Source organism: Embleya sp. NPDC008237 (assembly GCF_042956465.1).
GTDB lineage: Bacteria > Actinomycetota > Actinomycetes > Streptomycetales > Streptomycetaceae > Embleya.
On sequence record NZ_JBIBGL010000009.1, the window covers coordinates 33,185 to 45,178 of the forward strand.

Here is an 11,994-nt window from a genome sequence, read left to right on the forward strand (position 1 = left end):
CCGGCCGGCGTTTGAGGCCACTCAGCCCCGCCGGCGCTTGAGGCCAAGTAGCCCGGCCGGCGCTTGAGGCCACCCAGCCCCGCCGGCGCATGAGGCGAACCAGCCCGGCCGGCGCATGAGGCCACCCAGCCCCGCCGGCGCATGAGGCCACCCAGCCCCGCCGGCGCTTGAGGCCACCCAGCCCCGCCGGCGCATGAGGCCACCCAGCCCCGCCGGCGCTTGAGGCCAAGTAGCCCGGCCGGCGTTTGAGGCCCTCAGGCCCCCGAGGCCGAAGGCGAGTGCGCCTCATCGGGCCCCACATATGCCGCCGCTTGCAGCCGATACAGCTCCGCGTACAAACCCCCCGAGCGCATCAACTGCTCGTGCGTACCCTGCTCCACCACCGCCCCACCCCCCAGCACCACGATCCGATCGCATTCCCGCACCGAAGCCAGCCGATGACTGATCAGCACCACCGTCCGCCCCGCCGCCAGCCGCCGGATGTTCGCGTACACCGCATGCTCCGCCCGCGCGTCCAACGCCGCCGTCGGCTCGTCCGCGATCAGCAACCCCGCATCGCGATAGAACCCGCGCGCGATCCCGATCCGCTGCCACTGCCCGCCGGACAGATCCACCCCGGCCCGGAACTTCTTCGACAACAACGTCTCGTACCCGTGTGGCAGTCGCGAGATGAGGCCCTCCGCCCCCGCGTCCCGCGCCGCCCGCGTCATGGCCGCGCCGTCCGGGTCGACCCGGTCGGCGCGCCCCAGCACGATGTTGCCACGCGCCGTCACCGGCCAGCGGGTCGGCTGCTGCATCACCAGCGCCACCTGCTCGCGGATCCCGACCGGATCGACGTCGGCCAGATCCGTGTCGTCCCAGTGCACCGTGCCCTTGTCCGGGTGGTAGAGCGCGGCCAACAGCAGGGCGAGCGTGGTCTTTCCCGACCCGTTCTCGCCGACCAGCGCCACCGTCTCCCCACGCCGGATGACCAGATCCACCCCACGCAGCGCCGACTCCGCACTGCCGGGATAGGCGAAGTACACGTCCCGCAACCGGATCTCGGCGAAGCCCACCGGCACCGCCCGGGTCGCCGCCGGCCGTGAACGCGCGGTCGCCTCGTCCAGGAACGCGTGATAGTCGGTGATGTACAGGGACTTCTCGTAGAGTCGGTCGACGGCCACCATCAACGTCGCGAGCGAACCGCTCGCGGTCCGCACCGCCAACACCGCCGTACCCGCCACCGCGAGCGGCACGATCTCGGCGCGCACGAGCAGGCCGAGCGCGACGTACGTGGCGCCCAGTGCCAGTCCGGACAGGGTCCGTCCGATCACCCCCACCCGGATCTGCGCATAACCGACCCGGACCTCGGCCCGCTCCACCGACCCGGCCAGCCGCCGGAATTCGGCGAGCAACGGTCGCTCGGCGGTACAGGCGCGCACCTCCGCCGCCGCCTCCCGGGCGCTGAGCAGATCCGCGAACAGCCACAACCGCCGATACAGCGTCATCCGCTGCACCATGCCCTCGAAGCCGATCCGGGCCGAACGCAGCGCCGCCCACCCCTGCGGTGCGATCGACAGGGCCAACAGCGGCAGCAGTACCGGATGCAGCCCGGTCACCACGCCGATCCCGACCAGCAGTCCCACCAGCGCCCCCAGCAGTTCGACCGCGTGCCCCAGGGCCAGTTGCGCGTGGTCGATGCCGCGATCCCGGGCCCGGGCCAGCGCGTCGTGCCAGTCCGCGTCGTCGAACGCGCCCAGGTCCGCGCCGACCGCCGCGGCGTGCAGCCGGTTCTCCGCCACCCGGCGGATCCCCGGCGACAACCGCGCCTGGGTCGCCGCCACCACCGTCTCCAACCCCGCCCGCACGGCCGTGGCCAGCACCACCGCGACCACCGCGGGCAACGCCGCGCCGACCCGATCCGGCGCCGGCCCCGAGGCGAACAACGCCCCCAACGCCCGTGCGGTGGCCAGCAACGCCAACGCGGTGGCCACCCCCGCTGCCGACTGCGCGAGCACCAACAGCCACGTCGCTCGCCGACTCGCCGCCCGGGACAGCCGCCACACCTGCGCGAGCGCCACCGGCAGCCGGGTGACCATGCGGCCCAGACCCGCATTCGCCGCGTCCCCGTCGAACGGAGTGTCGTACCCCTGCCCCAACTCGTCGAACTCGCCCATTTCCACAGGCACTTGCCCGGTCATCCGCGAACCCCTCCCGGCCGACGAGTACGGTATGCCCGGGACAGGAGCACGCTACGGGTGCCGACGGGTTCGAAAGCCCCACGCAGCCGACCCGCCGCCACACCGCGAAGCCGAACGCGGGACCGAAGGCCGGTACTAGAGCCTGTCTGACAAAACGATCATGGTTGTGGTTCGCGGAGCCGCAGGATCAGTGAGGCCAGGACGACGCCCGCCGTGTAGCGGGCGGCGAGCTTGTCGAAGCGTGTCGCGATCGCCCGGAACTGCTTCAGGCGAGCGAAACACCGCTCCACCACGTTGCGTTCGCGGTACGCCTCCCGGTCGAACGCCGGCGGACGCCCGCCCGCAGGACCCCGACGGCGACGATTCGCCCGCTGATCGGCCCGTTCGGGGATCACCACCCGCACCCCCGCCGCCCGCAACCGGGCACGGATCGCCCGCGAGGAGTACGCCCGATCCGCGATCAACCGGGTCGGCCGCACCCGCGGCCGACCCGGACCGAGCCGCGGCACCCGAATCCCGGCGAGCACCGCGTCCAACGCCGGCGCGTCCCCCGCCTGCCCCGGGGTGACCACGATCGACAACGGCAACCCCCGCCCGTCCACCGCGAGATGCAGCTTCGTCGTCAACCCGCCCCGCGAACGGCCGAGACCCTCGCGAGCCGCAGGCGTCGGGCCCGACGCCGCACGCTCCACGCCGCCCGGTTCGTCCCCGTCCGCAACCCCCTTTTCCGCGCCCCCGCCGCGTGTTGATGCGCGCGAACGACCGTGGAGTCCACCGAAACGGACCAGTCGACCCGGCCGACCGCGTCGTCCCGCACCCGCACGTGATCCAACAAGGCGGCCCACGTCCCGTCCGCCTCCCACCGCGAGTACCGCTCGTACACCGTCTGCCAGGGCCCGTACCGCGCCGGAACATCCCGCCACGGAGCACCGGTCCGCAACCGCCACAACACCCCGTCGATCACCTGCCGATGATCACGCCACGGCCGACCACGACCATCCACCACCGGCAACAACGGCTCGATCCGAACCCACGCCGCATCCGTCAACCCACCCCGAGACACCACAAGATCATTATCAGACAGGCCTTAGTCCCGCTCTCGCCCTGGCACCAATGTGCCGGGCGTTCGCCGACGGTTTCCTGGAGGGCATGACCACAGCGCCATCCACACCGACACCCACACCGACGGGCCCGGCCGTGCGCCTGCTTCGCGTGACGAAGACGCACCACGCGGGTGCCCAGCGGGTCATCGCGCTCGACGGCGTCACCCTCGACTTCCCGCGCGGCACGCTGACCGCGGTGATGGGCGCCTCCGGCTCGGGCAAGTCCACGCTGTTGCAATGCGCGGCCGGCATCGACCGCGCCGACGGCGGCGAGATCCGGGTCGACGGCGTCGACGTGCGCGCCCTCGACGAGCACGAGTCGACGCTGTTTCGGCGCTCGCGCGTCGGCTTCGTCTTCCAGTCCTTCAATCTCGTCTCCGCGCTCACCGCCGAGCAGAATGTCGCCCTGCCGCTGCGCCTCGCCGGGCGCCGCCCCGACCCGGCGCGCGTCGCGGCGGCCCTGGCCGAGGTGGGGCTCGCGGACCGGGCCCGCCACCGACCGGCCGAGTTGTCCGGCGGGCAGCGACAACGCGTCGCCATCGCCCGCGCGTTGATCACCCGGCCCGCGGTGGTCTTCGCCGACGAGCCGACCGGCGCGCTCGACTCGAAGGCATCGCGCGACGTCCTGCGCCTGCTGCGCGAAGTCGTCGACGCGCACGGCCAGACGGTGGTGATGGTCACGCACGACCCGACCGCCGCCGCCTTCGCGGATCGAGTGGTACTGCTCACCGACGGCCGCGTGGCCGACGAGATCCATCGCGGCGCCGAGGGGGCCGGCATCTCTGCCGAGACCATCGCGGCCCGCATGGCGTGGCTGGAGGAATTGTGCTGACCCTCGCCACCATGCGGGCCCGGTGGGTCTCGTTCCTCGGCTCCTTCGTGGGCCTCGGGCTGGGCGTGACGATCCTCGCGACGACGGGCGTGGTCCTGCTGTCCTCGGGCCCCGAGACCCCGGAGCGGTTCGCGGCTGCGCCGGTGCTCGTACGCGGCGGCGAGGCCCGGCCGCAGGCGCCGCCGTTCGACGACGGCCCCCCGTGGTCGGCGGAACGGGCGCGGCGGCTCGCGGATCGACTCGCGGCCGTGCCCGGAGTCGGGCGCGTCGTGGTGGACCGCTCGTTCTACGCCCAGGTGGTGATCGGCCGGCGCCCCGTCGGCGATCCCCGGTCCGACGATCCGCTGGGGCACGGTTGGTCGAGCGCCGCGCTCGCGGCCCACGCGCCGGTCGCGGGGCGGCCACCCGTCGCCGACCACGAGGTGGTGCTCGACCGCCGGCTCGGGCCGCGCCCCGGCGACACGGTCACCGTGCTCACCGCGTCTGGACCCGCGCCCTACACGGTGTCGGGCCTCGTCGACGGCCCCGGCATCTACCTGACGGACGGTCGGGCGGATCGACTCGCGGGCGGTGTACGCGTGTTGGGCCTGTTCGCCGGCGCCGGTGCGACGCCGGACCCGGCGGCGGTGCGGGCGGTGGTGGGCGCGGAGGGGCGGGTGCTCACCGGCTCCGACCGCGCCGAACTGGAACCGGGCCACGCCGCGTTCACTCGATGGGTGGGCCTCCAGGTGCTCTCCGCCATGGCGGCTCTGGCCGCGTTCACGACCGTGTTCGTCGTGGCGTCCACGTTCGCCCTCTCGGTCGCGGGGCGTCGACGCGAGTTCGGTCTGCTGCGCACCATCGGCGCCACGCCGAAGCAGGTTCGACGCGCGCTGTTCGCGGAGGCGTGCGCCGTCGCCGCGCTCGCGGCCGGGCTCGGGGTCGTGCTCGGCGGAGTCCTGTCTCCCACGTTCGCCGGCGTCCTGGTCGATCTCGGGTTCGAGCCCGAGGGCTTCACGGTCGAGGTCGGCGTGCTGCCCCTGGCCGGCGCGTTCGTGCTGGGCATGGTCGTGGCCATGGCGGGAGTGTGGTCGGCGTCCCGTCGCGCCGCGCGGATCGCGCCCTTGGAGGCCCTGCGTGAGGCCGACGTGGACAACCGGCCGATGTCGCGCGGGCGCGTCGTCGGTGGGCTGTTGTTCGTGGCCCTCGGCGTGGTCTCGGCGGCGGTCACGGCGACGGCCGACCCCCGGGCGCTCGCGGATTTCGGGCTGTATCCGCCGATGGCCCTCATCGTCGGGCTGACCATGCTCGCCCCGGCGGTGGTGCCTCCCGTGGTGCGGGTGCTGACATGGCCGTTGTCGCGAGGCGCCGGGGCGATCGGGTTGCTCGTACGCGAGGGCATGCTGACGGCCGTGCGCCGCACCGCCGCCACCGCGGCGCCGGTGCTCGCGACGGTCGGCCTGGCGGTGCTGATCACGGGCATGGTGGCGACCACGGCGCAGTCCTACGAGGCGCGGCGCGCGGCGTCGGTGCGCGCCGAGCGCGTGATCGTGCCCGATGACACCCCGGGCCTGACGGACGCCGCGGTGGCCGAGGTGGCGGGCACCCCGCTGACACCCACGACCGTTTACGGCGACAAGGACGCGGTCGTCGAGGCGGCGGGTGTGGTCACCGACGAATTCGCCGCCGTCGGCGACCGGGTCGAGGTTCGGCAGGGCTCCTTCGCCGAGTTGCGCGGCCCCACCACGATGGCGGTGTCCGAGAGCGCCGCCGCGCGCCTGGGGTGGCGACACAGCGGCGACGCGCGGGTGACCTTCCGTGACGGCGCCACCGAGACGATGCGCGTGGTCGCCGTGCTGGCCGACCGGTCGACCCCCTACGACGTCCTGTTCCCGCGCGGGACCGTCCGCTTCCACGATCCCTCGGCCCTGACGGCGGCCGTCTTTCGCACCGGAGCCGATCCCGCGCCGGCGCCGCTCGGCGGCAAGGAGGTGAGCGTCGCCGCCTACGCCTCGTCGGCCGACGCCGAGGAGCAACGCCTCGTGTGGATCTTCACCGTGCTGCTCGTGGTGGTCTCCGTCGGTTACACGGCCATCGCGATCGCGAACACCCTGATGATGGCCACCGCCGATCGGCTGCCCGATCTGCGCGTCCTGCGCCTTTCCGGCGCGACCGTCCGCCAGGCGCTGTGCGCCATCGCCGCCGAGTCGGCCATCGTCGTGACCATCGGCACGGCGCTCGGCGCGGTCGTCGCCGTGCCGTCGCTGCTGAGCCTGCGTTCGGCGCTGAGCGATCTCGGCGGCACCTCGGTCCCCTTGGTCGTGCCGTGGACGCTCGTCGGCGGCGTCATCGCCACATGCCTCACGGCCGCCCTGGCCGCCTCCGTAGGCCCCGCGTGGATGGCCCTCCGCCCCAACCGCCACCGAATACCCGCAGGATGAAGCGACATCGGCGACTTCGACTTCACGGGTCGGGGCACCGAGACCCTCGCCGCGATCAACCAGGCCGGCAAGCACCACCGGCGACGGTTCGTCGTGTTCTTCCTTCGCTCACGACAAGACGCAACGGAGGGGCTTCGGGCGGGTGCGGCAATGGTCGGCGTGCGCAAAGAAACAGCCAACTCACTTTGCTTACTTGTCCCTTGGGTGTCGAAGCCTCAACAATGCGCATGCACCACACAATTGCGCTCCTTCATCGTCCCCACCCTCAAAAGGGGAACCTCACATGAAGAAGTCCCTCGTCGGCGCACTCGGCGTCGTCTGTGCCCTGCTGTTCGCGATCGCGGGCACTGCACCCGCCGTCGGTGCCCCGCCGGCCACCGTCAAGGCGGTCAACTTCGCCGGTACGGTGGCGCTGAGCAACTGTTCGGGATCCGTGATCCGGATGCCCAACTCGCAGCCGGGCGACCCCGCGCTCGTCCTCTCCAACGGCCACTGCCTCGAGACCGGATTCCCCGGTGCCGGGGAGGTCATCACCGACCAGCCGTCGTCCCGCACCTTCTCGCTGCTCGGCGCCTCCGGTTCCAGGGTCGCCACCCTGCGGGCCCACAAGGTCTCGTACGCCACGATGACCGACACGGACATCTCGATCTACGAACTCACCCAGACCTACGCGCAGATCCAGAGGTCGTATGGGATCAGCGCGCTGACCCTCAACGACCGGCACCCGGTGGCCGGTTCGGCGATCAAGGTGGTTTCCGGGTATTGGAAGCGGATCTACAGCTGCAACGTCGACGGCTTCGTGTATCGCCTGAAGGAGGGCGACTGGACCTGGCGGGACTCGGTCCGCTACACGTCGTCCTGCAACACCATCGGCGGTACGTCCGGCTCCCCGGTGATCGACACGACGACCGGCAAGGTCGTCGCCGTCAACAACACCGGCAACGAGGATGGCGCCACCTGCACGGAGAACAACCCGTGTGAGGTCGACCAGAACGGCAACGTGACCATCCATCAGGGCATCAACTACGCCCAGGAGACGTACATCATCGTGCCCTGCATAGGTATCGGCAACAAGGTCGACCTGAGCCTGCCGGGCTGCACTCTGCCCAAGCCCTGACGCCCACCCACGGAGACGGCCGCGGTTCGGGTCCGTCGACACCACCGCACCTCGTGAGCCCTGCGTGGCAGGCGGGGTGCGGTGGTCGGGGACCTCGACGGCGATCCTGGTGGCGATCGCGTTCGTCGTCGGGGGTGTGTGGGCGGCGCTCGGGGTGACGGTGGCCGCCGCGTCGGCGGGGGCGGGGTGGTGGCTGTGGTGCGCCCACCGCGCCGCGCGGATCGAGGACGAGCGGTGGCGACACCAGGACGCCGTGGCCGCGGGGCGACGGCGGACCCTGGCGGAAGTGGACGCGCTCACCGGCCCGCAATTCGAGGAACTCGTGGCCGAACTGCGCGTCGCGACGGATGCACGCAGGTGCGTCGGGTCGGCGGTTCCGGGGACAACGGCGCCGACCTACTGCGCCGGCTGCCCGACGGGCGCTCCGCGGTCATCCAGTGCAAACGCTACGTGCCCACCCGCAGAATCGTCCCCAAGGAGGTCCGCGACCTCCTCGGCGCCAAGACCCACTTCGGCGCCGACATCGCCGTGCTCGTCACCACCAGCACGCTCAGCAAGCAGTCCACCGAATTCGCCGTGGACAACGGCATCCTCGCCGTCCACCGTGACTTCTTCGGACTGTGGAACCAGGGAACCCCTCTCGCCCGACTCGCAACCCTCAACGGCACCGGCCAGGGCCCAACCCGACGCCGCTGACCTCGAACCCTCGCCGGTGCCGGATGTTCGCCGGTTCCGCTCGGGATGTGTTTCGTGTCACCATGCGACTTCGGAACGTGACGACTCCACGGGGGTGCGCGGTGGGCGGACACATGGGTGTCCATCGCCGCGCCGCGTTCGCGGCGATGGACGCCGGCAGCGGGCTCGGCTCGTGTACGCCGGTCCCGACGAGGCGACGATCACCGTGATCGCCCACCGCGTCGGCTGACCGGGTGAGGCCGACAGCTCCTACGGGTTCGACATCACGTAGCCCTCGATGCGTTGGAGGACGTAGCCCGCCGAGATCGCGGAGTCGATACTTGCCTGCGTGGCCACGGTCAGGAAGTCCTGGCGACCCGCGTGCCAGTACAGGTACAGCGGCACCCTGCCGGGGCCCGGAGTCGCATAGAGCCAGCCCTGGGTGCGGATGTAGGTGTACCCGGCGGCGGCGACCGCGTCGAGGCTGTTGATGTCGGCCACACTGGCGTTGTCCTCGCGGCCGGCGTGCCAGTAGAGCTGGAGCGGGACCGTGCCGGCCTCCGGGTCCGCGTAGACCCACGGCTCGTATCGGATGAGCAGGTAACCGGGCGCGGCGCTTTGGTCGTCGGCCGGGGTGGCGGCGGTGAAGTTGTCCCCGCGCTGCCACATCCACCACAGCTTCAGCCGGTACACACCGCCGCCCGCGTGCGCTTGCGCGGGCGCCGCGCCGCCGGGGCCGACCAGTGCCACCGCCGCGAGCAGCACGGCGGCGACCGACAGGCGCAGGACGCGCAGCGGACGTAAGCCGGGATATGCCTTCCGGGACATGGAGTCGTCCTCCTCGATCGCCTTCGCCGAGCCCGTACCCGACGGCTACTGAAAAGCGTGCCGGATCCCCGTGGTCGTTCGGTAGCCCCGGCCACGTGTCCGGAGGCCGTACAACGCCCAACCCTGATCGCGCCCACGCGCTGCGGCCGGGGGCATGGTGCTGCACGCTGCGGGTGATCGACGCCACGGGCGCGAACCGGGCGGACGTCGACCACGAACCGCCGAGGTTCGTCGAACACGAGAGACTCTGGTCCAGACCAATCTGGTACAGACCATTGACCGGTGGTTCGGGCCCTTCCTAGGCTCGGGCAGCCGCGACGGGGTGTGTCGTAGCTCTCGACACGCCTACGTGGCGACGCAGTCCCCGTACGTTCGGACCGAGTTCGAGGAGTTCCCTTGAGCACAGGCACCGCACGACCCGTCACGCACCCGCGAGACCCCGATCGGCCGGGCACCAGGCGCGGTCGTATGCTCATCGCTCTGCTCACGGCCCTGCTGTTGCCCCTGGGCGCCCTCGTCGGCCTGACCGGGCCGGCCCATGCCGAGGGCGTCGGCGGCTCGGAGACGTCCGACCAGACGTCCGACCGGGGCCGGGACCGGCCGCCGACCGCGCCGGGCAGGCCCCACGCGAGCCACGTCACCGATACGTCGGTCACACTCTCCTGGCGCGCGGCCAGGGACGACCGGGGCGTGCGGAACTACGACGTGCTGCGCGACGGCGTCAAGGTCGCCACCGTTCGGCACACGTCCTATGTCGACCGCGGCCTCAACACCGGAACCGGCTACACCTACACCGTCGTCGCGCGCGACACGAGGGATCAGGTCGGTCCCGCAAGCGCTCCCGCGAAGGTGCGCACCACCGGCGAAGCGAAGATCAAGCTGGGCTACTTCACCAACTGGGGCCCCTACCTGGCCAAGAACATCGACACGTCCGGCACGGCTCGCAACATCACGCACATCAACTACGCGTTCGGCAACGTCGTGGACGGCAAGTGTGTGGTCGGCGATCCCTGGGCCGACTACCAGAGGCCGTACACCGCCGCCGACAGCGTCGACGGTGTCGCCGACACCGCGGAGCAGCCGTTGAAGGGCCACTTCAACCAGCTGCGCGAGCTGAAGAAGAAGTATCCGAACATCAAGGTCCTCTACTCGTTCGGCGGCTGGACATGGTCCGGCGGCTTCACCCAGGCCGTGCAGAACCCGGCCGCGTTCGCCGAGTCGTGCCACAGCGTGGTCGAAGACCCGCGTTGGGCCGACGTGTTCGACGGCATCGACCTGGACTGGGAATACCCGAACGCGTGCGGGCTGACCTGTGACGCGAGCGGCTTCGGGTCGATCAAGACCCTGCTGGACGCCACCCGTGCCCGCTTCGGCGCAGGCGCCCTGGTCAGCGCCGCGATCACGGCCGACGCCGCCCCGGGCGGCAAGCTCGACGTCGCCGACTACGGCGGCGCCTCGGGGGCCGTGGACTGGTACAACGTCATGACGTACGACTTCTTCGGTCCGTGGATGGCGCAGGGCCCGACCGCCCCGCACTCGCCGCTGACGTCGTACCCGGGTATCCCCGTGCCGAACTTCGACTCGGCCGATGCCATCGCCAAGCTCCGGAGCAAGGGCGTACCCGCGAAGAAGCTGCTGCTCGGCATCCCCTTCTACGGCCACGGCTGGACGGGCGTCACCCAGAGCGAACCGGGCGGCACCGCGACCGCGCCCGCGTCGGGTGACGGCAGCTACCGCGCACTCAAGGTTCGTTGCCCCGCCACCGGGCTGGCCGGCGGCACCTCGTACGGCCACTGCGGCAACGAATGGTGGGGCTACGACACGCCGGCCAGCCTCGCCGTCAAGACGAAGTGGGCCAAGGAACAGAAGCTGGGCGGCGCCTTCTTCTGGGAACTGAGCGGCGACACCGACAACGGCGAACTCGCCGCAGCCCTCAACGGCGGACTGGGATAGACCACCCACCCGACACAGGTCGCGGCCGGCCCGGGCGGGGCCGGCCGCGACCGAGGTTGCCGTTTCCGCGTGGATGTTATGGCCGACTGGTATGCCTGGAAACCGACGAGCACGCACATACTCCCATCGAACGAGTCGACAGGTCGCCGAACAACCAAGGGGCCTGTGCCTCGCCACGCCACGGACAAGTCGAGCGGAAGGATGTTCATGCCCCACTCCAAGTGGTTCGCGGTGGTCGGGACCGCCGCGGTCGTCACCATGGTCATGGCGCCTGCGGAGCAAGCCGCGGCCGCGCCGTCCAACGCCGCCGCCCCGAACGGCGTTTCGGCGGCGACGACCCTCTACTACGACGACTCCCGAGCCGGTGGTTGGGAAGCGGCCATCACAGCCGGAGTCGCTGCCTGGAACGCGAACGTCACCAACGTGAAGCTGGTGAAGGCGCCGCCCGGTACCCGTGCCCAGATTCGGATCACCGCCACCAACGGTTGGCCGCAGGCAAGCCTGGGCCCGGTCCGCCCGGGTGGGCAGGCGTGGGTGGAACTCGGCAGCCAGGCGGTCGACCAGGGCTACGACAAGACCCGCATCGCCGCCCACGAGATCGGCCACAACCTGGGCCTCCCGGACACCAAACCGGGTCCGTGCTCCAAGCTGATGTCGGGCTCCAGCGCGGGAGTCGGCTGCCGGAACCCCGTTGCCGACGCGGCCGAACGGTCCCGGGTCGAGTCCGCCTACGGCGGCCGTACCGCCGCGCAGACTCCGACCACCGGCCGGGTCATGGTCGACGCGCCCTGAGGTCCCGCTTCGACGGCCCACCCGAGTCCATGGGCGTCCGGCCGCACCACGGCCGAGGATGCCGCTTGAGCCACCCCGGCCCCCACCACGACGG

9 protein-coding genes are annotated in these 11,994 nt (G+C 71.6%); 6 read left to right on the forward strand and 3 right to left on the reverse strand.

The features are described 5' to 3' along the window. Nucleotides 1–254 precede the first annotated feature (254 nt). Both ACFZBU_RS23405 and ACFZBU_RS23410 read right to left on the reverse strand, forming a co-directional pair. Nucleotides 255–2,180: an ABC transporter ATP-binding protein gene (locus ACFZBU_RS23405; RefSeq protein WP_391585557.1), complete on the reverse strand. Its 1,926-nt coding sequence runs from the start codon at nucleotides 2,178–2,180 to the stop codon at nucleotides 255–257. Between the two features lie 158 nt (nucleotides 2,181–2,338). Continuing rightward, nucleotides 2,339–3,246 (reverse strand): IS5 family transposase gene (locus ACFZBU_RS23410; protein WP_391585558.1). Its coding sequence is split into 2 segments (ribosomal slippage): nucleotides 2,339–2,898 and nucleotides 2,898–3,246, totalling 909 coding nucleotides; the frame shifts between segments, so codons are not numbered across the junction. Nucleotides 3,247–3,329: 83 nt separating this feature from the next. Between ACFZBU_RS23410 and ACFZBU_RS23415 the strand changes: the two genes are divergently transcribed. The 4 genes from ACFZBU_RS23415 (at nucleotide 3,330) to ACFZBU_RS23430 (ending at nucleotide 8,348) form a co-directional block, all read left to right on the forward strand. Next, the gene (locus ACFZBU_RS23415; protein WP_391585559.1) at nucleotides 3,330–4,115 is read left to right on the forward strand and encodes an ABC transporter ATP-binding protein; all 786 of its coding nucleotides are present in this window, start codon (nucleotides 3,330–3,332) and stop codon (nucleotides 4,113–4,115) included. Then, nucleotides 4,109–6,535, forward strand: coding sequence for an ABC transporter permease (locus ACFZBU_RS23420; protein WP_391585560.1), 2,427 nt, complete (start codon nucleotides 4,109–4,111; stop codon nucleotides 6,533–6,535). The genes ACFZBU_RS23415 and ACFZBU_RS23420 overlap by 7 nt, the downstream gene beginning before the upstream one ends. Before the next feature lie 283 nt (nucleotides 6,536–6,818). Beyond that, entirely contained in the window at nucleotides 6,819–7,652 is an 834-nt protein-coding gene (locus ACFZBU_RS23425; RefSeq protein WP_391585561.1) for a trypsin-like serine peptidase, read from the forward strand. Between the two features lie 357 nt (nucleotides 7,653–8,009). Beyond that, nucleotides 8,010–8,348 (forward strand): restriction endonuclease, encoded by a 339-nt coding sequence (locus tag ACFZBU_RS23430; RefSeq protein ID WP_391585562.1) that lies wholly within the window; start codon nucleotides 8,010–8,012, stop codon nucleotides 8,346–8,348. Between the two features lie 249 nt (nucleotides 8,349–8,597). Here ACFZBU_RS23430 and ACFZBU_RS23435 read toward each other — a convergent pair whose 3' ends face one another. Then, nucleotides 8,598–9,155, reverse strand: a complete 558-nt coding sequence (locus ACFZBU_RS23435; RefSeq protein ID WP_391585563.1) for a hypothetical protein — start codon at nucleotides 9,153–9,155, stop codon at nucleotides 8,598–8,600. A gap of 468 nt (nucleotides 9,156–9,623) precedes the next feature. Between ACFZBU_RS23435 and ACFZBU_RS23440 the strand changes: the two genes are divergently transcribed. Together ACFZBU_RS23440 and ACFZBU_RS23445 are read left to right on the forward strand one after the other, a co-directional pair. Beyond that, entirely contained in the window at nucleotides 9,624–11,108 is a 1,485-nt protein-coding gene (locus tag ACFZBU_RS23440; RefSeq protein ID WP_391585564.1) for a glycosyl hydrolase family 18 protein, read from the forward strand. Between the two features lie 207 nt (nucleotides 11,109–11,315). Next, nucleotides 11,316–11,900 (forward strand): snapalysin family zinc-dependent metalloprotease, encoded by a 585-nt coding sequence (locus tag ACFZBU_RS23445; protein ID WP_391585565.1) that lies wholly within the window; start codon nucleotides 11,316–11,318, stop codon nucleotides 11,898–11,900. Nucleotides 11,901–11,994 lie beyond the last annotated feature (94 nt).

Coding starts and splice junctions, on each gene's coding strand:
- ACFZBU_RS23405 (WP_391585557.1), bottom strand. CDS start 2,180: ATGACCGGGCAAGTGCCTGTGGAAATGGGCGAGTTCGACGAGTTGGGG.
- ACFZBU_RS23415 (WP_391585559.1), top strand. CDS start 3,330: ATGACCACAGCGCCATCCACACCGACACCCACACCGACGGGCCCGGCC.
- ACFZBU_RS23425 (WP_391585561.1), top strand. CDS start 6,819: ATGAAGAAGTCCCTCGTCGGCGCACTCGGCGTCGTCTGTGCCCTGCTG.
- ACFZBU_RS23435 (WP_391585563.1), bottom strand. CDS start 9,155: ATGTCCCGGAAGGCATATCCCGGCTTACGTCCGCTGCGCGTCCTGCGC.
- ACFZBU_RS23440 (WP_391585564.1), top strand. CDS start 9,624: ATGCTCATCGCTCTGCTCACGGCCCTGCTGTTGCCCCTGGGCGCCCTC.
- ACFZBU_RS23445 (WP_391585565.1), top strand. CDS start 11,316: ATGCCCCACTCCAAGTGGTTCGCGGTGGTCGGGACCGCCGCGGTCGTC.